The sequence below is a fragment of the Gottfriedia sp. S16(2024) genome (assembly GCF_050473765.1).
In the GTDB taxonomy this organism is placed as follows: Bacteria; Bacillota; Bacilli; order Bacillales; family Bacillaceae_G; genus Gottfriedia.
The window spans coordinates 171909-192675 of the sequence record NZ_JBFLUO010000001.1 but is presented as its reverse complement, the minus strand read 5'-3'; the positions used below and the strand labels follow the sequence as shown (position 1 = coordinate 192675).

The following is a 20767-nucleotide window of genomic DNA, read 5'->3' as shown; positions in this document are numbered from 1 at the left end:
TCATGAAAAAACTTGTTGGTTGGCTATTGTTAATCCCATTAATTGATTTAATCTGTTTAACATTACTTGGTAAAGTAATTGGTTCCTTATCAGTATTTCTTTGGCTAATCGGTACGTTTTTGATTGGTATATATATCATGAGAACCGTTTGGGTTACAGTTAAACAACAAGCCGGAGAACAGCTTCAGGCAGGCAAAATGCCAGATTTAATCATGATAGAGGGACTATCATTCTTTCTAATTGGCCTCCTATTTTTTATTCCGGGACCAGTTACCGACTTATTAGCAATCGTGTTGCTAATTAAACCAATTAGAATCAAGTTTGTCCAACAACTTATTTATTTTGTCATGAAAAGGCTAAAAGGTAATGTTGTTTGGACTGGATTTATAAAGAAATAAACACTAGAAATGCAAAAGGTGTTTTAATAAGATACAAAAAACGAGAAAGCAGTGTTAGCTTTCTCGTTTTTATTTGTAAAGAAATAAAAATTTGCTATTCAGTTCACTGTGAACCTCTAATATAATACCAAATTTCATGGAAGACTCTTGCTCGATACAAGGTTGATAAAATTACTAAAGTTACTGGACCGGCAATCAATCCTAGTAAACCAAAAAATTTAAAACCAACAAATAACGAGATTAAAGTAGGAAGTGGTTGTAATCCAATATTTGAAGATAGAACTTTTGGCTCTGCAAGTTGACGTTGGACAATTACAACACCATATAAAATTGCGAGACCAATCGTTAATTTATAATCGCTAGACAGAAATGTATATAAGATCCATGGAACGAAAATTAAGCCAGTTCCTAAGTAAGGAAGTAAGTCGATGAAGCCAATTAGAATAGCTATAGTGATTGCAAAAGGAATTCTTAATATTAATAATCCGATTAAGACTAGCACAGTCGTCATAGAAATAAGAGTGATATGTGCTTTAATAAAACCAAATAAAGCTTTTCGTAAATCAATAAAAATTGTTTTGCTGTAATGTTGAATTCGATCTGGAGTATATTTTGCGAATAAATTTTTTATTTTGTACCAATCTTTACTAATAAAGAATGTTGCTAATAAAGAAACGAATATTAAGGTAGCAGTATTTGGTAATAAAGCGATTACTAATTTAATCCCTACAATAATTCCGTTTAATGCTTCTTTTCCTAGATTAATTGCAGAATCGCCAATCGATTGTATATTTGTGCGAATCGTTTGTTGTTGCCCTGCACCGAGTTGACTATATTTACTCATAATTAAGTCATATATAGGAATCACTTTATCGGTAACAATATTTTCAACGAAATAAATTAATCGTTCAAAGCTTTCTGGAACAACTTGAATTAAATAGGTTGAACCTGAAATGATTTCCGTAATCAGTAATGTAAATAATCCTGCTAGAACAGCTAATAGTAGAATAATTGATAAAAATGCCGCTATTCCTCTTGGTATCCTGGCTTTTTCGTTTAACAAATTTACTAGTGGATTTAAAAAGTATGCAATGATTAAAGCAATGATGAAAGGGTATGTAAGTTTTGTGATGAATAGTGCCACGTAAAGACCTAAAATAATACATGCAATTACAAATAAAAACCGGATGATCTGAAAAACTAAAGTTCTATTCAAACTTTTACCTCCTTCCAAAGTGAAATGAGTCCTCTTGTCTTATTTTAACAAGAATTATTTTTTTATAATAGTAAAGTTTGGTAGTATTTATTAATAAATTATACATTAAGGGGATACTAACAAATGAGTGAATCGACAATATTTCTCTTAGTTTTATTATTAATTGGTGCAATTGCTAAAAATAACTCTTTAATTATTTCAATTATAGTATTGTTGGTACTAAAATATACTCCTCTAGGAGATCGAGTATTTCCTTATATGCAATCAAAAGGTATTAATTTAGGGGTAACGGTTATTACGATTGCTGTATTAGTACCAATCGCGACAGGGGAAATCGGTTTTAAAAATTTGATTGATGCATTAAAAACCCCTGTTGCCTGGATCGCACTACTCTCAGGTATCGCAGTGGCACTTTTGGCAAAAGGTGGAGTACAATTATTAGCTACTAGTCCACAAATAACAGCGGCATTAGTACTAGGTACAGTACTTTCTGTAGCAGTATTTAAAGGGGTTGCAGTAGGGCCTTTAATTGGGGCTGGAATCGCATATCTATTCATTTGGATTGTAGAATTAATTAAGTAATTGCATAATAATTATATTTTAGTAAATTGTTTTCATTCACAAAAGTCAGATTATTGTTTATAATAAATGATAGTAGGGTTCCTTTCTATGTATACTCGGTAATTTAAAAGAGTTATACCAGTATATGTATGTATTAAATACTAGGGAAATTTTTGTGTAAAGGAGAGAGGGGAATATGACAGTTAAAAGTGGTTTAGAGGGTGTTGTAGCAGCTACGACTTCTATAAGTTCTATTATTGATGATACATTAACGTATGTGGGTATCGGAATTGATGAATTAGCAGAATATGCAAGTTTTGAAGAAGTAGTATATTTATTATGGCATCGCAAGTTACCAAATAAGGATCAACTTAAAAAACTTTCTTCTCAATTAGCAGATAATGCTGAATTACCAGAAGAAGTTATTACTTACTTAAAATCAACTAACTTAAAAAATGTACATCCTATGACTGTATTACGTACAGTTATTTCAATGCTTGCATTGTATGATAAAAATGCTGAAGCAATGGACTCAGATTCAAATTATCTTAAAGCAATCCAACTTCAAGCTAAAATTTCAACATTTGTGGCAGCGTTTTCTCGAATTCGTCAGGGGCTTGAACCAGTCGCTCCTAATAAAGATTTATCATTCGCAGCTAACTTCTTATATATGCTGACTGGCGATAAACCTAATGCGATTGCAGAAGAAGCAATTAATAAGGCTTTAGTACTACATGCTGACCATGAATTAAATGCTTCGACATTTACTGCACGCGTTTGCGTAGCGACATTATCTGATATTTATTCAGGTATTACAGCTGCAATTGGAGCTTTAAAAGGCCCATTACACGGTGGCGCAAATGAAAGCGTTATGAAAATGTTAGCTGAAATCGGTGAGATTGAAAATGTTGAATCTTACATTCAAGAGAAAATGGATGCTAAAGCTAAAATTATGGGATTCGGACATCGCGTATACCGTGGTGGGGACCCACGTGCGAAACATTTAAAAGAAATGTCTCGTCAATTAGGTGCGATTACTGGAGAGTCAAAATGGTACACAATGTCTGAAAAAATTGAAGAACTTGTTACAACTCAAAAGAATATTCCACCAAATGTTGATTTCTACTCTGCATCTGTTTATCACAGCTTAGGAATTGAACATGATTTATTTACTCCAATCTTTGCTATTAGCCGTATGTCTGGTTGGACTGCTCACATATTAGAACAATATGAAAATAATCGTATTATTCGTCCGCGTGCAGATTATACAGGACCAGAGAAAAACTCTTACATTCCAATTGAAGAGCGTGCATAAAGAAGTAATTGAATACTTAAAATAGTATTTAATATTCGAATAATGTATAGTAAGAGAGGAAGAGGAATCTTCCTCTCAAAAGCATGTATTTTAATGAATTTAATTTATTTATACAAGGGGGAGCATGTAATGCAAGCTGAAAAAATTACATTAGTAGACGGCCAATTAAACGTGCCAAACAATCCAATTATTCCTTTTATTGAAGGCGACGGTACAGGCCCAGATATTTGGGCAGCATCTTCACGTGTTTTAGATGCAGCTGTAGATAAAGCATATAATGGTAATCGTAAAATTGAATGGAAAGAAGTTCTTGCTGGTGAAAAAGCATTTAATGTTACTGGTGAATGGTTACCACAAGAAACTTTAAACTTAATTGAAGAATACATGATCGCAATTAAAGGACCTTTAACAACTCCAGTTGGTGGCGGTATTCGTTCTTTAAACGTTGCTTTACGTCAAGAATTAGATTTATTTGTGTGCTTACGTCCTGTACGTTACTTTGAAGGTGTACCTTCACCAGTTAAACGTCCAGAAGATACAGATATGGTAATTTTCCGTGAAAACACTGAAGATATCTATGCTGGTATCGAATATGAAAAAGGTTCTGAAGCAGTTCAAAAAGTTATCGAATTCTTACAAAAAGAAATGGGTGTTAATAAAATCCGTTTCCCAGAAACATCTGGTATCGGTATTAAACCAATTTCTGAAGAAGGTACAAAACGTCTTGTACGTGCAGCAATTAATTATGCAATTCAAGAAAACCGTAAATCTTTAACTTTAGTTCATAAAGGTAACATCATGAAATTTACTGAAGGTGCATTTAAGAACTGGGGTTATGAAGTTGCTGAGCAAGAATTCGGCGATAAAGTATTTACATGGGCAGAATATGATCGCATTGTAGAAACAAGCGGTAAAGACGCTGCTAACAAAGCAATGGATGAAGCAGAAAAAGCTGGTAAAATCTTAGTAAAAGACAGCATTGCTGATATCTTCTTACAACAAATCTTAACTAGACCACGTGAGTTTGATGTAGTAGCTACAATGAACTTAAATGGTGACTATATTTCTGATGCACTTGCTGCTCAAGTTGGTGGAATCGGTATCGCTCCTGGAGCAAATATCAATTATGAAACTGGACATGCTATTTTTGAAGCTACACATGGTACAGCTCCTAAATATGCTGGATTAGATAAAGTAAACCCATCTTCAGTTATTCTTTCTGGAGTATTAATGCTTGAGCATATGGGTTGGAGTGAAGCAGCTTCTATGATTCTTAAATCAATGGAAAAAACAATCGCTTCAAAAGTTGTTACTTATGACTTTGCTCGTCTAATGGATGGAGCTACTGAAGTAAAATGTTCTGAATTTGCAAACGAATTAATTTCAAATATGGAATCAGTTCTTGTATAATTAAATTGTGTTTGTAAACAAAAGGGAGGTATTTGTATGTCAATTCGAAGACGTAAAATTTCCGTAGTAGGTGCTGGTTTTACTGGTGCTACAACAGCTTTCTTGCTTGCACAAAAAGAATTAGGGGATGTAGTAATAGTTGATATTCCACAACTAGAGAACCCTACTAAGGGCAAAGCCTTAGATATGCTTGAAGCAAGTCCAGTTCAAGGATTTGATGCTAACATTATTGGTACTAGTGATTATGCTGACACAGCTGATTCAGATGTAGTAGTAATCACAGCAGGTATCGCTCGTAAACCGGGTATGAGCCGTGATGATCTAGTATCAACTAACTCAAACATCATGAAAGCAGTTACTCGTGAAATCGTAAAATACTCTCCTAACTGTACAATTGTTGTTTTAACCAACCCGGTTGATGCAATGACTTATACAGTATACAAAGAAGCTGGTTTTCCTAAACACCGCGTTATAGGACAATCTGGAGTTCTTGACACAGCTCGTTTCAGAACGTTTGTTGCTCAAGAATTAAATTTATCTGTTAAAGATATTACTGGATTTGTTTTAGGTGGTCACGGAGACGATATGGTACCATTAGTGCGTTATTCATATGCTGGTGGTATTCCATTAGAAAAATTAATTCCAAAAGATCGTTTAGATGCTATTGTTGAACGTACTCGTAAAGGTGGCGGAGAAATCGTTAATCTACTAGGTAACGGAAGTGCTTATTATGCACCTGCTGCATCGCTAGTAGAAATGGTTGAAGCTATACTTAAGGATCAACGTCGCGTGTTACCTACAATTGCTTATTTAGAAGGCGAATATGGTTACAGCGGTATTTACTTAGGAGTTCCTACAATTATTGGCGGAAACGGTATTGAACAAATTATCGAATTAGATTTGACTGCTGATGAAAAAACAGCATTAGATCGCTCAGTTGTAGCTGTCAAAAACGTTATGAACGTTTTAGCTTAAAAAAAAGACCCACAAGGTAACCTTGTGGGTCTTTTGATTTTTAACCTTATTTAATATTCACCTTTAATAACAAAATATGAGCCACGAATCGTTCCAGCTAATTTAGACTTTTGCCTAGCAAACTTGAATTTTTCTACTAACTCCATTGGTATTTCCATTCCGTCAGAAAGTTTAAAACCAACAGCACGCTTTTTAGGATCATCAACCGTATACATCACATTGACCGAAAGACCATCTTCATAAAAGACGTATGTAAATTTGATATTTTCCACTTGAAAACGAGAAGTTTCTAAAGGTTTAGCAGCGAATTCGATATCACGTTCTTCTTTCAAAATTCGGTTCACGTAATCAAGTGTCTCCTGACTTTCGCTAGCTGGTACTACTGTAAATTCATGTTTGTACTTGTTCATAAAATAACGAGCCTCATTAGCGCGTAAACCAGCTAGTGCATCAACAACAGGGGAAGACTCTAAACCAACCGTAGATACATTTTTAAAATCAACCGTATAGGACATTTCCATCTCTCCTTTTTACTTAGCCAAATTTTAATTTAAACATCTTAGCTACTAAATTATACCAAAAACTTATGCTTACGAAATGACATTTGACGATATAAGTATGTACAAGTTTCTTAAGACACAAACCGCATGATTTTTATACAAGTTAAACGGATTTAAAAGTCAGTATGCATTCGGAGTATTTAAATTATTTATTAAGGAGAAAGATAGAATTTTATCTTCCATAAGGGGGAAAATATGAAGAGATGAATATTAAAATTTTTTATAAGTTTTTTTATAAAAATTTTGCCGATTAAGAAGGAAATTTGCTGTTGTTTATCGAATTTTTAAAATATTAAGATAAACAGGGGGTTTAATATGTTAACTAAAAAAGCAAAAATCGGACGAAAACTTGAAGACATTTCAATTGGTGAAAAGTTAATTGTAACAGAACATATTGATGAAAAACATATTTACTTATACCTGGCTTTAACAGGCGATACAAATCCATTATATACTCAATACAACTATGCTTCGCAAACAAAATATAATAAACCAATTGTTCCAAGTTTTATTATAAGCGGATTAGTCTCTGCAGCAGTTACAAAACATTTACCTGGCCCAGGAAGTCATATTATAAAAAAAGAACTTCAATTCGACCAACATATCTATCATAATGAAACAATTTCAATTCATTTTGAGGTAGTTGAAATTAATTTAGATTTAAATGAAGTATGTATTAATGTAAGCGTTTTAAATAAAACGCAAAATGAAATTGCAAATGGAAAACTGACAGTTATTCCACCAACTGTAAACCAATCGAATGCTTTACTATATGAAAATTTTTAACTTAAAGAATGTCAACTGACATTCTTTTTTTGTTGTTTTACTTTTGTATGAACTTTCCAACCCTGCTTTTTACGTTTTACGTCTGATAGAATTTTTAGTATGATTAAAAATAGATATAGATAAATAAAATAGGATATAAATGGATGAGGGTTTAACAATAACCTGGAGGAATAAGAAATGAACAATAAAATTCTAGTAGTAGACGATGAAGAGCATATCTTAACTTTAATCAAATTTAACTTAGAACAAGCTGGCTTTCAAGTTGTTACAGCTACTGATGGGGAAGAAGGTTTACAAAAAGCTGTAGAAGAAAAGCCAGAATTAATTGTTTTAGATTTAATGCTACCTAAAAAAGATGGTATGGAAGTATGTAAAGAATTAAGACTTCAAAGAAATACTACGCCTATTCTAATGGTTACAGCAAAAGATGATGAATTTGATAAAGTGTTAGGACTTGAACTTGGTGCCGATGATTACATGACAAAACCATTTAGCCCAAGAGAAGTCGTAGCAAGAGTTAAAGCAATTTTAAGAAGATCTAAAATAACTGAGACTCCAGTACAATCAAACGACGACGCTGACACTTTAATCATAGCTGATTTAAAAATCTTACCTGAGTACTATGAAGCATATTTCCAAGGTGAAAAACTTGAGTTAACACCTAAGGAATTTGAGTTATTATTATATTTAACAAAAAATAAAGGTAGAGTATTAACTCGAGATCAATTATTAAGTGCCGTTTGGAATTATGATTTTGCCGGAGACACTCGAATTGTCGATGTTCATATTAGCCATTTAAGAGAAAAAATAGAACTAGATTCAAAAAAACCAGTTTATATAAAAACAATTCGTGGATTAGGATATAAATTAGAGGAACCAAGATTAAATGAGTAATCTAAATCGAAAATTGCTCTATGGATTTTCTGCAATAATAATCGTTATTCTTGTTATATTAGGAATCGTACTAGGGCAAATTTTTAAATCCTTTTATCTGACAAACTATGATCAAAGAATTGAAAAAGAGACTAACTTAATTGCTTCAATCATGGAGTCGAATACACCATTAACAAAGAATATATCTAATCAAACGTTAAAAAAGATATCAAAGGACTTAAATATCGATATTATATTATTTGATGATCATTATAATCTTATCGCTAAATCTAGCAATGAGAATGTGGAATTGAATATATCATCAAAGAATTTAAAAGCTTATCTAGAACGACTTGATAAAGTAGAGAATGCAGCTAAATTTATAGAAAAAGATTCTGCAGCTAAATATTACGGCAAGAAAATAACAGATAAACATGGCAATAAGCAATTTTTAATTGTTGATTATTCAACTAAGTCAATCAAAGAAGTTTATCGAAGTATTTCGATGTTATTATTTTCATTATTAGGTTTTGTTTTATTTGCCATCATAGTTTTACTAATACGATACTCGCATCAATTTTCAAAACCAATTGAAGATATTACCCAAGTTGCAATTGAATTATCCAAAGGGAATTATAAAGCTAGAACATTAGCCGAAAGTAATGAATCGACAACGATGTTAAGTCAAGCAATGAATGTACTTGCAAAAAATCTACAAGAAATGACTAGTCAACAGGAAATGCAGCAAGATCGATTAAACACACTGATTCATAATATTGGTAGCGGGGTTGTTTTAATTAATAGTAGAGGTCATGTTAACCTAATTAATAAAACATATCGAGAAACGTTCAAAGTTGATTCGAGAAGTATATTGGGTGAGCTTTATTATGATGCATTTAAACATAAAGAAGTCATTGAAATTGTGGAGGAAATTTTTCTAAAAGAAATAAAAGTTAGAAAGCAAATCATTCTGCCATTATCAATTGAAAGAAAACATTTTGAAATATATGGTGCACCAATTATTGGGATAAATCACGAGTGGAAAGGAATCGTTCTTGTTTTCCATGACATAAGTGAATTAAAGAAATTAGAGCAAGTTCGAAAAGATTTTTTTGCAAATGTATCTCACGAGCTTAAGACGCCAATTACATCTATTAAAGGTTTTACTGAAACTCTTCTAGATGGGGCAATGGAAAATGATGAGTTATGTAAAAACTTCTTATCGATTATATTAACGGAAAGTGATCGTATGCAGTCACTTATTCAAGATTTGTTAGATCTTTCAAAAATTGAGCAACAGAATTTTAAATTAGATCTTGCAGAAGTATCGGCAAAACAAGTTATTGAAGATGTACAGCAAATGCTTAAACAAAAAGCAGAAGAGAAAAATATAGACTTCAAATTATACTTGAATAGTCCGTTAGTTGTATACGCTGATGCTTTAAGATTAAAACAAGTAATTATTAATTTAGTTGATAACGCGATCCACTATACTCCAGCTGGTGGCAAAGTATTTATTACTGCCTCTGAGACAAATGACCATATTGTATTAAGGGTAAATGACACAGGAGTAGGAATTGGAAAAGAGGAAATATCTCGTATTTTCGAACGTTTTTACCGAGTAGATAAAGCAAGAAGTAGGAACTCTGGAGGGACAGGCCTAGGATTAGCGATTGTAAAGCATCTTGTCGAAGCTCATAAAGGCAAAATCGAAGTTGAAAGTAAACTAGGTCATGGGACATCATTCATTGTAACATTAAATAAAAATATTTCGATGTGACATTTACATTGATTTTACATTGGATTTATTTATAATTAATAAAAAATTGTTATAGTTATGATGAAAACCCCTTCATCCAAGGAGTTATCTTAAACCGGGAGTAGTTATACTTCCGGGATTTTTTATATTTAAATCTGTTTTATTTTTTCTTTAAGGTGTCTATACTAGTGGATACTTTTATTGCACTTTAAGCAAGGATCAATTGGCAAAAGAAGAGTCGTACTCGATCTGATTGCCAATTTTAGGATTAAAGTATAAGTGCAACTACGCCTCTGCCTAAAAGGCCTTGTCAGTCGACGAGTTTTCTTTATTTGATCATATTACTTTTATAATTTTTGGGGAAATTATGAGTGTTGAATCATACATCGGAGGGTGGATAAAGATGTACGAATACGAATTTGTAAAAGTTAACACTAAATCATCAAATCGTTATTATTATGATGTAGTTGGGAACTATGCTAAAAGTGGCTGGCGCCTTCATCAGGTTGTAAACAATCAGCAAGCAATAGAAGGCTCATGTGTCGAACTAATTTTTGAGCGAGAAATCGACTTAAACTAATTACAGAGGTAGTCTTACGATTCATTCTTAAAAGTCATCATTATTCAACTTTCAAATTGAGTGAGTAAAAACTTTTAATATGCCTGAATCAAAGACGGCCTCTTTTTCTTTTATAGATCGTTCATGTTAGAATGTTAAGAGCAAGGAAATGTTGGAACGATTAATTTTATGAAAAGAAAAAGCAAGAAATAAAAATTATACATAAAAAGATAGTGAGATTTGTAATAGGAAGGGGATCTATTTTGAAGAAGAAATTGGTTTTAATTGATGGGAATAGTATTGCCTATAGAGCTTTTTTTGCATTGCCACTTTTGAGTAATGATAAAGGTGTCCATACGAATGCAATTTATGGATTTACAATGATGTTAATGAAAATTCTTGACGATGAAAAACCTACACATATGCTTGTTGCATTTGATGCAGGGAAAACAACGTTTAGACATAGTACATTTAAAGAATACAAAGGTGGAAGACAAAAGACTCCACCAGAGCTAAGTGAACAGTTTCCACTAGTTCGCCAGCTATTAGATACATACGGAATTGCACGTTATGAATTAGAAAATTATGAAGCGGATGACATTATTGGTACACTTGCTGGTCAAGCCTCTAAAGATGAATATGAAGTAAAAGTCATCTCAGGTGATCGAGATTTATTACAGCTAGTTGATGACCGTATTACAGTAAGTATGACTAAAAAAGGTATTACTGAAGTTGAAGAATATACTCCTGCAGCGATTCATGAAAAGTATGAGATTACACCTGATCAAATTATTGATATGAAAGGTTTAATGGGGGATAAATCTGATAATATTCCTGGTGTTCCAGGTATTGGGGAAAAGACTGCCATTAAACTTTTAAAACAGTTTCAAACTGTAGAAGGTCTTTATGAAAATATAGAGGAAGTAAGTGGAGCAAAGCTTCTTCAAAATTTAAGTGAAAATAAAGATCAAGCTTTAATGAGTAAGCAATTAGCTACAATTAATAAAAACTCACCAATTGAATTGACTGTAAATGACACTACGCTTCCGGAAGCTGATACGAATAAAGTAGCGGACTTTTTTAAATCTCTTGGATTTACATCATTGTTAGCTAAGTTGGACATCAAAGAATCGATTGAAGATCTAGAAGAGATTAACTATGAAGTCTTAGATTCAATTGAGGAGAAACATTTAGCTAATCATTCAAGCTTAATCGTTGAAATGATCGGAGAAAATTATCATACAGAAGAAATTCAAGGATTTGGGCTTTCAAATGAAAAAGGTCATTTCTTTATTTCGACAGCTGTAGGGTTAGAGTCGGATTTATTTAAAAAATGGCTTGAGGATGAGAGTGTTAATAAAAATGTATATGATGCAAAAGGTGCTTATGTTGCACTGAAGTGGAGAGGTATTAATTTAAATGGTGTTAATTTCGATCCGTTACTTGCTTCATATATATTTGACCCAGCTCAGTCTAATAAAGAATTTGCTGATATAGTTAATGGTAAAATAGATTTTTCAATTCAAACTGCCGAATCGATTTATGGTAAGGGTGCAAAGCAAACTAAGCCATCAGATGAAGTTTTATCTGAATATATTGTTCGTAAAACAATTGCTATTAGTAAATTAAAAGAAACTTTAGAAGAACGCCTGCGAAAAAATAGTCAATTTGAACTGCTAACAGAATTAGAATTACCATTAACTTTTATATTAGGTGATATGGAATTTGAAGGAGTAACAGTTAAAGAAGAGACTCTTCGTACGATGGGTTCAGAACTAGCTAATACGTTAAAAGACCTTGAAGAGAATATTTATGAACTAGCTGGTGAAAAATTCAATATTAATTCACCGAAGCAATTAGGAGTTATTCTGTTTGAAAAGTTAAATTTACCATCTGGTAAAAAAACAAAAACAGGTTATTCTACTTCTGCTGATGTTCTTGAAAAATTAGAGGCAGAACATGAAATCATTCGATTAATTCTACACTATCGCCAAGTTGGAAAATTAAATTCTACTTATGTAGAAGGCTTATTAAAAGTAATAAATGAATCAGATTCCAAAGTTCATACACGATTTAATCAAGTATTAGCACAAACTGGACGTTTAAGTTCGATTGATCCTAACCTGCAAAACATTCCTATACGTTTAGAAGAAGGTAGAAAAATTAGAAAAGCTTTTGTTGCATCTAAAAAAGACTGGATAATCTTTGCTGCTGACTATTCTCAAATTGAATTAAGGGTACTGGCTCATATAGCACAAGACGATAATTTAATGGATGCATTTAAAAACGACTTTGATGTTCATACAAAGACTGCAATGGATGTTTTCCATGTTAGCGCTGATGAGGTAACAAGCAATATGAGAAGACAAGCAAAAGCTGTTAACTTTGGGATTGTATATGGAATTAGTGATTATGGATTATCACAAGGATTAGGTATTACAAGAAAAGAAGCGGCTATATTTATTGAAAAGTACTTTGCTAGTTTTCCAAAAGTAAAAGATTATATGTCAGATATTGTTCAAAAGGCTAAACTAGATGGATTTGTAAGTACAATCTTAAATAGACGTCGTTATATTCCTGAAATTTCAAGTTCTAACTTTAATGTTCGTGGATTTGCTGAAAGAACAGCGATGAATACCCCAATCCAAGGTAGTGCTGCCGATATTATTAAAAAGGCTATGATTTTACTAGATGAGCGTCTAAAAGCGGAAAAGCTTCAGGCAAAATTAATTTTACAAGTACACGATGAATTAATATTAGAAGCTCCAAAAGAAGAATTAGCAATTTTAGAAAAAATCGTACCAGAAGTAATGGAACATGCAGTCGATTTAGTAGTGCCTTTAAAGGTTGATTATAATTTTGGAGATTCTTGGTTTGAAGCAAAATAAATAGATAGGATGACTTTGTATGCCTGAATTACCAGAAGTTGAAACGGTCAGACGAACTTTACGGGATTTAATAGTTGGGAAAACAATCTCAACAGTAATCGTTTCTTGGGGAAAAATAATAAAGAAACCTAATGAAGTAGATGAGTTTCAGATTTTATTAAAAGGTCAAACAGTAGAAAATATAAATCGTCGAGGTAAGTTTCTACTATTTCAATTAAGTGATTTTACACTTGTTTCGCATTTGAGAATGGAAGGGAAATTTCGCGTATTCCCAGCGGAAGAACCTGTAGCACCTCATACTCATGTTCGTTTCCTATTTGAAGATGGAACAGAACTTCGGTACCAAGATGTTCGTAAATTTGGCACGATGCATTTATTTAATAAGGGTGAGGAGAAAGAGGGTCCTCCACTTGCTAAATTAGGCCCAGAGCCATTTTCGGATGAGTTTACTGCTGATTATTTAAGAAAAAAGCTAAAAAATACAAACCGAAAAATTAAAGTCGTTTTATTAGATCAGGAATTAGTAGTCGGTTTAGGTAATATTTATGTTGATGAGGTTTTGTTTAGAGCTAAGATTCATCCGGAAACGCCTGCATCATCATTAAAGCCTAAACAAATAAAGTTACTTGCCGAAACCATTACAGAAACTTTACAAGAGGCTGTAGAATTAGGTGGAAGCACAATTCGTTCTTATGTAAATTCACAAGGTCAAATAGGGACTTTTCAAGATATCATTAAAGTATATGGTAGAAAGGGTTTAGAGTGTCATAATTGTGGCCAACCAATAGAAAAAATAACAGTTGGTGGCAGAGGTACTTCTTTTTGCCCGGTCTGTCAGCCTAAAAAAAATTAACATAAGGTTCCTTTCTTTCATACTATATCAAGAGTACGAAAGAGAGGGGCCTATTTTTATGGTAAATATGCTATCATTAATACTACTAGCATGCGCACTAAGCTTAGATAGTTGCAGTGTTGGATTTACTTATGGACTTCGAAAAGTAAAAATTCCTTTAAAATCAATCATTACAATTGCATCTTGTTCAGGGATTATATTAATGACATCCATGGGGATTGGGCATGCAATTACAGACTTTTTTTCACCAATAGTAGCAAAAAGAATCGGAGGATTTGTACTTGTTTGTATAGGATTATGGGTACTATTTCAATTTTACCGATCGAATAAAGCATCAAATATAGAAGAAAAGAATGAGATAGAAGATAAAGGGATTGACTGGGAATTTGAAATTTTAGGTGTTGTCGTAAAAATTTTAAAGAAGCCTACAACTGCAGACATAGATCGTTCAGGTAGTATTAATGGATTGGAAGCAATGTTACTTGGGTTTGCACTTTCACTTGATGCCTTTGGGGCTGGTATAGGTGCATCATTACTTGGATTTTCTCCACTATTGACAGCAATCGTAACATCTACTGCAAGTGCTTTATTCTTATTATTTGGAATGAAATTAGGAAATGTGTTATCGAAAACATTGTGGCTTCAAAAGTTAACTTTTTTACCAGGTGTTTTTTTAATATTAATTGGGTTAATGAAGATGTAATAAAAATCATGAAAGAGTGTATCCGAATGGATTTATTCCATTTGGTCCTCTTTATTTAGTGTAAGGAGAATAAAAGATGGGTAAAATTTTTGGACTAACTGGTAGCATTGCAAGTGGAAAAAGTACGGTTTCCAATTTTTTAAAGGAATTAAATGTTCCTATTGTTGATGCAGACATAATTGCAAAAGAAGTGGTTGAAATTGGACAACCTGCTTATAAAAAAATCATTGAAGCTTTCGGAAGTGAGATTCTTTTAGAATCTGGTGAAATTAATCGATCATTTCTCGGAAGTATTATTTTTAATAATAAAGAAAAGCGCTTACAACTTAATGAAATAGTACATCCGGAAGTCAGACGAGAAATGAAAGAACAGGCTGATCGATACATAAAACAAGGTGAATCACTTGTTATTTTAGATATTCCTCTTTTATATGAGGGTAACTCAATTGAATTGGTTGAAAAAGTGATTGTAGTGACAGTGTCAGAAGAAAATCAACTAAAACGTTTGATGAATCGTAATGGTTTATCGAAAGAGGATGCACTTTTACGCATAGCATCTCAAATACCAGTTAAAGAAAAAGCAGCACGAGCTGACTATGTAATAGATAACAATGGTGACATTGAGGATACAAAAAGACAGGTTAAAGACCTATTAAATAAAATTATTTAATAAAATAATGTAAATAGTTTAACCAAAATCCGAGTTATGTGTTATACTAATTGCAGGGAGATAATAAACAGTATAACTTAATTGGGGGCTTTCTTATGGTAAATGTAGCAATAAATGGATTTGGTCGAATTGGACGCATGGTTTTCCGTCAAGCAATTAAAAATGGAGATTATAATATCGTTGCAATTAATGCAAGTTATCCTTCTGAAACTTTAGCGCACTTAATTAAATATGATACAGTTCACGGCAAGTTTGATGGTGAAGTAATTGCAAATGCAGATCATTTAATCGTTGATGGTAAGCGTGTGGAATTAATTAGTGAAAGAAATCCTGAGTTACTTCCATGGAACGAGCTAAATGTTGATATAGTAATTGAAGCAACTGGAAAATTTAATGATGCTGAAAAAGCAAAAATGCATATTACTGCTGGAGCTCAAAAAGTAATTTTAACAGCACCTGGTAAAAATGAAGATATCACAGTAGTAATTGGAGTTAATGATGATAAATTAGACCTAGAAAATCATCACATTATTTCAAACGCATCTTGTACAACTAACTGTTTAGCGCCAGTTGTAAAAGTATTAGATGAGCAATTTGGAATTGTTAATGGATTAATGACAACTGTTCACTCATTTACAAATGATCAAAAAAATATTGATAATCCACATAAAGATTTACGTCGTGCACGTGCTTGCAGTCAATCAATTATTCCAACAACTACAGGTGCAGCAAAAGCATTATCTAAAGTACTTCCACATTTAAATGGTAAGTTACATGGTATGGCTTTACGTGTTCCTACTCCAAACGTTTCACTTGTTGACTTAGTTGTAGACTTAAAGAGAGAAGTAACTGTTGAAGAAATTAATGAAGTGTTTGAAACAGCTTCTAAAGGTTCAATGCACGGAATTGTCGAATATTGTAACGAGCCATTAGTATCAATCGATTTTAATACTAATACACACTCTGCAATTATCGATTCTCTTTCTACAATGGTAATCGACGGTACAAAAGTTAAAGTATTAGCTTGGTATGACAATGAGTGGGGCTACTCAAGACGCGTTGTTGACTTAGTGTCAATCGTTGCATCTAAAATAAAAAAGCTTGAAACTGTTTAATCATTAAATATTGTACTTATAAAAAATTGTAAACGAATACAAAAGGCTAACTAGTTAATCTAGTTAGTCTTTTTGAAGTTGTATGACATATTAAGAAGTAATGTGAATTTATGACTACATAAAAGGGTGAAGCATGACTTAATATCTATGAAAGAGGACTGTTGAACTAAGATTAGAAAAAAATTTAAGACCAGAAAAAGTTAAATATCCCCTTAAAAGGCATAGCTTTTGTGTAACTTGCTTTTCTTGTCATTCCTGTGTTTTCAAATCTGCCTGACGCATTTTCTTCACAATTAATTTAGTAAATAACAAAAAAATAAAATTTATCTTGCAATTCAAATTTAAAAAAAGTATACTAACTTTCGTGAACTTCTAAAAGTATAACTAATTACTTAAAGGGTTAGGACCTCTTTGGACTAACTTTCCCCCGTGGTAGTTGATCATACTTTCGCAATAGAAGTCATGACAAATTATTTTAAGGGGGAAATGAATATGGATACTATGGGTCGTCACGTCATTTCAGAATTATGGGGTTGCAATTCAGAAAAATTAAATGATATGAAATTTATTGAGGAAACTTTTGTTGATGCTGCGTTACGCTCTGGTGCAGAAGTTCGTGAAGTTGCTTTTCACAAGTTCGCTCCTCATGGCGTTAGTGGTGTCGTAATCATTTCAGAATCACACTTAACTATTCACAGTTTTCCTGAGCATGGTTATGCAAGTATTGATGTTTACACTTGCGGTGATAGAATTGATCCGAATGTAGCTGCAAACTTTATCGCTGAAGCTTTAGAAGCTGATACTCGCGAAAACGTTGAGTTACCAAGAGGAATGGGTCCCATTCAAGTTGATAATGTAAAAGTTGTAAATGGTAACTAAAGAGAATTGAGAGAGGTGATTTTTCATCTCTCTTTTTTGTTTTTGCTTAATTACCATACCCGAAAAATATATTCTGTAGCGGATTCAGATTATCTAAACAATCTTGCTTTTATAGCCTTCTAGAGAATGAACTAGCTTTACATAGTGAAAAATATTTCCATTAACATAAAATAATGAAATTTTGTTGATCATGACGAAAAATAGGCTTTATGACTTTTATGAAATAAACTTTAGTTTATTTTGAATTTGTTATAGTATAGAGTTATAATAATACGTTTAAACAATTAAGTGTTTGGAGTTGAACTATAACGATGAGATGTCCAACGTGTAACTTTAATGGGACAAGAGTACTTGATAGTAGACCAGTTGATGAAGGTCGTTCAATTAGAAGAAGACGTGAATGTGAAGAATGTCAGCATCGTTTTACAACTTTTGAACGAGTTGAAGATAATCCTATTTTAGTTGTAAAAAAAGAGGGAGCTCGTGAAGAATTTAGTAAAGATAAGATGTTAAGGGGACTGATTAAAGCGTGTGAAAAACGCCCTGTCTCTTTATCTCAGCTAGAAGACATTATTCATAGTATTGAAAAAGAACTAAAAAATAGTGGCACATCAGAAGTTCCGAGTGAAGTTCTAGGTGAAATGGTCATGGAACATTTATCTAAAGTTGATGAAGTTGCATACGTACGATTTGCGTCAGTTTATCGTCAATTTAAAGATATTAATGTATTCATTGATGAATTAAAAGATTTAATTAACAAAGAGCGAGGTAAAGACGAATAATACTTCGCTCTTTTGATACAAGAAAGGGATGTTTGAATGTCTATTAATAAGCAACATTGGATGGATGTTCTACCGGCGGATCCTTATACTGTAATGGCAGCTGGGTATTTACATAATTTTCATAGGCAAGTATTAACGATGTTGTATCAACCAATAATTGGTAGTCAAGCTTTAAGTTTATATATGACACTTTGGGGTGAATGTGAGCAAACGGACCTTAATCCTAATACGTTAACACATCATTCTTTAATGCTTGGAATGAAAAGTAATTTAAAATCAATTTATGAACAAAGATTAATCCTTGAAGGAATCGGCTTACTTAAAGTTTATGAAGGATTTGAAAATGGTACAAAAAAGCTTCTATATGAGCTTCAATCTCCGCTAGATCCTCATTCTTTTTTCGAAGACCCTATCCTAAATATCTTTCTGTTTAAAACAATTGGAAAAACACAATATCAACGAACTAAAACCTTTTTTAGTAGACAATCATTTGCGAAAGAAGGGTTTCGTGAGATTTCACGTTCATTTGATTCGGTATTCCAAGCTATTACAGTTGAGCAATTAAATGAAATTCAGCAAAGTAACGATCTTTCTACGTCAAATGATAGTAGGATTTTACAAGACAATCAGCCAATTAAAATATCTGTCAAAATGGAAGAATTTGATTATGCTTTATTTTTAGATGGGCTTTCGGATTCGTTTGTTCCAAAAAGAGCATTTACTACAGAGGTAAAAGAAACAATTCTAAAACTTGCATTTTTATATGGCATAAATCCGATTCAAATGAAAACGATTGTTATGCGCTCGTTAAATGAAGATAATAAAATCAATATTGAGACTCTACGACTTGAAGCTAGAGATTGGTATCAATTCCAACATCATGAAGCTCTGCCTACGATTGTTGAAAAGGTTCAACCTATTCAGCATAGACAAATGGTTAATGAGCAGCCATCAACTCAAGAAGAAAAATTAATTCATTGCTTCGAAACAATTTCTCCGCGTCAGTACCTTAAGGAGATATCTGGTGGAGCTGAACCAAGTGAAGCTGATTTGAAAATTATCGAAGAGATTATGATTGATCAAAAGCTTCTACCTGGAGTAGCAAATGTGTTAATTGACTATGTAATGATCCGTTTAGATAAAAAGCTTTCTAGAAATTACGTAATTAAGATAGCAAGTCATTGGGCGAGAAAAGGTGTAACAACAGTTAAACAGGCTATGGATCTTGCACGTAAAGAGTTTGAAGAAACTAAACAGAGTGCAACTGCTGCTAAAACTCGCTCAAGTAATAGACGAAATAAAACAATTCGAACTGAGATTGTACCTGACTGGCTTCAATCAAATGAGTCGAATGATTCTCAGAGTGCACCGGCAACAATCAATAACCAAAATGATTCTTCGATAGATGAAGAACGAAAACGATTAGAAAAAGAACTAGAAATGTTTAAAAATAAAAAGAAACGTTAAATGGGAGGACGCTAATGGAACCTATTCAAAACGCATTTAGTGCATTAATGAAAAATAAACAATTCCAGGACACCTTTGAAAAAATGCGACAAGAAGTCCGTAGTCACCCAAAAATCATTTCATTTTTAGCCGAGCATAAAAATGAAATTACGGATCAAATGATTGATAGTAGCCTAGTGAAGCTATATGAGTATATTGGACAAAGTGTAAATTGCGAAGATTGCCCATCTTTTAGTGAGTGTAAAAATATGGTGCATGGATATCATCCCCATTTGATTATTCAAGGAAAACGCATCGATGTTCAATATGATCGTTGTCCAAATGGTGTGAAAAATGATAAACGCAAAAAACATGAGTCATTGATAAAATGCATGTACTTACCAAAGGATGTTCTTCAAGCTTCTATGTCAAACTTGTCATTAGAAGACCCTGGCCGTTTTGAAGCTATTTCTGCTGCTAGACAGTTTATTATGAACTATGAAAAAGGAAAAATGGCTCAAGGTTTATATTTACATGGTCCATTTGGGGTTGGAAAAACATTTATTCTTGGGGCTATAGCAAATGAACTAGCAGAGGAAGAAATAACTTCAATGCTCGTTTATTTACCAGAATTTTTACGTGAACTAAAAAGCTCTATTAGTGATGGCACTTTAGAGGAAAAAATTGAAGCCGTAAAAAAAGTGGAAGTTCTTATGTTAGATGATATTGGTGCAGAGCAAATGTCTAGTTGGGCAAGAGATGAAATATTAGGTACAATTCTTCAATACCGTATGCTAGAAAAATTGCCAACATTCTTTACATCGAATGCTGATTTAAATCAATTAGAGCATCACTTAACATATTCTCAACGTGGAGAAGAAGAAAGGGTTAAAGCAGCACGTATAGTAGATCGTGTTAAATTTTTAGCCAAACCAGTTAAAATTTCAGGTTCAAATTTAAGACATTCATAAAAAAATCAAAAAATGGCGTAAAATCACAAATTACTAAGTGATTTTGCG

20 protein-coding genes are annotated in these 20767 nt (G+C 32.8%); 18 read left to right on the top strand and 2 right to left on the bottom strand.

Annotation, left to right across the window (positions count from 1 at the left end; translation table 11 throughout):
* The first annotated feature begins 2 nt into the window (after nucleotides 1-2).
* Nucleotides 3-398, top strand: coding sequence for an FxsA family protein (locus tag AB1282_RS01090; RefSeq protein WP_056472234.1), 396 nt, complete (start codon nucleotides 3-5; stop codon nucleotides 396-398).
* 103 nt (nucleotides 399-501) lie between these two features.
* Here AB1282_RS01090 and ytvI read toward each other — a convergent pair whose 3' ends face one another.
* Nucleotides 502-1614, bottom strand: a complete 1113-nt coding sequence (gene ytvI, locus AB1282_RS01085) for a sporulation integral membrane protein YtvI (RefSeq protein WP_056472237.1) — start codon at nucleotides 1612-1614, stop codon at nucleotides 502-504.
* A 123-nt stretch (nucleotides 1615-1737) separates the two neighbouring features.
* On the opposite strand from ytvI, the gene AB1282_RS01080 reads away from it, so the two are divergent.
* The 4 genes from AB1282_RS01080 to mdh all read left to right on the top strand — a co-directional run bounded on the left by AB1282_RS01080 (nucleotide 1738) and on the right by mdh (nucleotide 5875).
* Nucleotides 1738-2196 (top strand): DUF441 domain-containing protein, encoded by a 459-nt coding sequence (locus AB1282_RS01080; protein WP_056472239.1) that lies wholly within the window; start codon nucleotides 1738-1740, stop codon nucleotides 2194-2196.
* Between the two features lie 175 nt (nucleotides 2197-2371).
* Entirely contained in the window at nucleotides 2372-3490 is a 1119-nt protein-coding gene (citZ, locus tag AB1282_RS01075) for a citrate synthase (RefSeq protein ID WP_056472241.1), read from the top strand.
* A gap of 129 nt (nucleotides 3491-3619) precedes the next feature.
* Nucleotides 3620-4900 (top strand): NADP-dependent isocitrate dehydrogenase, encoded by a 1281-nt coding sequence (gene icd / locus AB1282_RS01070; protein WP_056472244.1) that lies wholly within the window; start codon nucleotides 3620-3622, stop codon nucleotides 4898-4900.
* A gap of 36 nt (nucleotides 4901-4936) precedes the next feature.
* On the top strand, nucleotides 4937-5875 hold the full coding sequence (gene mdh / locus AB1282_RS01065) for a malate dehydrogenase (RefSeq protein WP_056472247.1): 939 nt from the start codon (nucleotides 4937-4939) through the stop codon (nucleotides 5873-5875).
* A gap of 50 nt (nucleotides 5876-5925) precedes the next feature.
* On the opposite strand, the gene AB1282_RS01060 is transcribed toward mdh, so the two are convergent.
* The gene (locus AB1282_RS01060) at nucleotides 5926-6390 is read right to left on the bottom strand and encodes a hypothetical protein (protein WP_056472250.1); all 465 of its coding nucleotides are present in this window, start codon (nucleotides 6388-6390) and stop codon (nucleotides 5926-5928) included.
* Between the two features lie 360 nt (nucleotides 6391-6750).
* Between AB1282_RS01060 and AB1282_RS01055 the strand changes: the two genes are divergently transcribed.
* From AB1282_RS01055 to dnaI, 13 genes are all read left to right on the top strand, one after another.
* Nucleotides 6751-7221 (top strand): MaoC/PaaZ C-terminal domain-containing protein, encoded by a 471-nt coding sequence (locus tag AB1282_RS01055; protein ID WP_056472252.1) that lies wholly within the window; start codon nucleotides 6751-6753, stop codon nucleotides 7219-7221.
* 177 nt (nucleotides 7222-7398) lie between these two features.
* Nucleotides 7399-8115: a response regulator transcription factor gene (locus AB1282_RS01050; protein ID WP_056472254.1), complete on the top strand. Its 717-nt coding sequence runs from the start codon at nucleotides 7399-7401 to the stop codon at nucleotides 8113-8115.
* Complete coding sequence (gene pnpS, locus AB1282_RS01045) at nucleotides 8108-9874, top strand: two-component system histidine kinase PnpS (RefSeq protein ID WP_429898267.1); 1767 nt, start codon at nucleotides 8108-8110, stop codon at nucleotides 9872-9874. Before AB1282_RS01050 ends, pnpS begins: the two co-directional genes overlap by 8 nt.
* Before the next feature lie 382 nt (nucleotides 9875-10256).
* The gene (locus tag AB1282_RS01040; protein ID WP_172795419.1) at nucleotides 10257-10433 is read left to right on the top strand and encodes a DUF4177 domain-containing protein; all 177 of its coding nucleotides are present in this window, start codon (nucleotides 10257-10259) and stop codon (nucleotides 10431-10433) included.
* Nucleotides 10434-10672: 239 nt separating this feature from the next.
* A complete protein-coding gene (gene polA / locus AB1282_RS01035; protein ID WP_429901035.1) occupies nucleotides 10673-13300 on the top strand; it encodes a DNA polymerase I in 2628 nt (875 codons plus the stop codon).
* A 19-nt stretch (nucleotides 13301-13319) separates the two neighbouring features.
* Nucleotides 13320-14153, top strand: coding sequence for a DNA-formamidopyrimidine glycosylase (mutM, locus tag AB1282_RS01030; RefSeq protein WP_429898266.1), 834 nt, complete (start codon nucleotides 13320-13322; stop codon nucleotides 14151-14153).
* Nucleotides 14154-14211: 58 nt separating this feature from the next.
* On the top strand, nucleotides 14212-14856 hold the full coding sequence (gene ytaF / locus AB1282_RS01025; protein WP_056472262.1) for a sporulation membrane protein YtaF: 645 nt from the start codon (nucleotides 14212-14214) through the stop codon (nucleotides 14854-14856).
* Nucleotides 14857-14932: 76 nt separating this feature from the next.
* Nucleotides 14933-15526, top strand: a complete 594-nt coding sequence (gene coaE / locus AB1282_RS01020; protein ID WP_390309784.1) for a dephospho-CoA kinase — start codon at nucleotides 14933-14935, stop codon at nucleotides 15524-15526.
* Nucleotides 15527-15621: 95 nt separating this feature from the next.
* The gene (locus AB1282_RS01015) at nucleotides 15622-16641 is read left to right on the top strand and encodes a glyceraldehyde-3-phosphate dehydrogenase (RefSeq protein WP_056472267.1); all 1020 of its coding nucleotides are present in this window, start codon (nucleotides 15622-15624) and stop codon (nucleotides 16639-16641) included.
* 492 nt (nucleotides 16642-17133) lie between these two features.
* A complete protein-coding gene (gene speD / locus AB1282_RS01010) occupies nucleotides 17134-17520 on the top strand; it encodes an adenosylmethionine decarboxylase (RefSeq protein WP_056472268.1) in 387 nt (128 codons plus the stop codon).
* Between the two features lie 311 nt (nucleotides 17521-17831).
* Entirely contained in the window at nucleotides 17832-18302 is a 471-nt protein-coding gene (gene nrdR / locus AB1282_RS01005) for a transcriptional regulator NrdR (protein WP_025568424.1), read from the top strand.
* A gap of 36 nt (nucleotides 18303-18338) precedes the next feature.
* Nucleotides 18339-19769, top strand: a complete 1431-nt coding sequence (locus AB1282_RS01000) for a replication initiation and membrane attachment family protein (RefSeq protein ID WP_429898265.1) — start codon at nucleotides 18339-18341, stop codon at nucleotides 19767-19769.
* 14 nt (nucleotides 19770-19783) lie between these two features.
* Nucleotides 19784-20719 (top strand): primosomal protein DnaI, encoded by a 936-nt coding sequence (gene dnaI / locus AB1282_RS00995; RefSeq protein ID WP_056472276.1) that lies wholly within the window; start codon nucleotides 19784-19786, stop codon nucleotides 20717-20719.
* Nucleotides 20720-20767 lie beyond the last annotated feature (48 nt).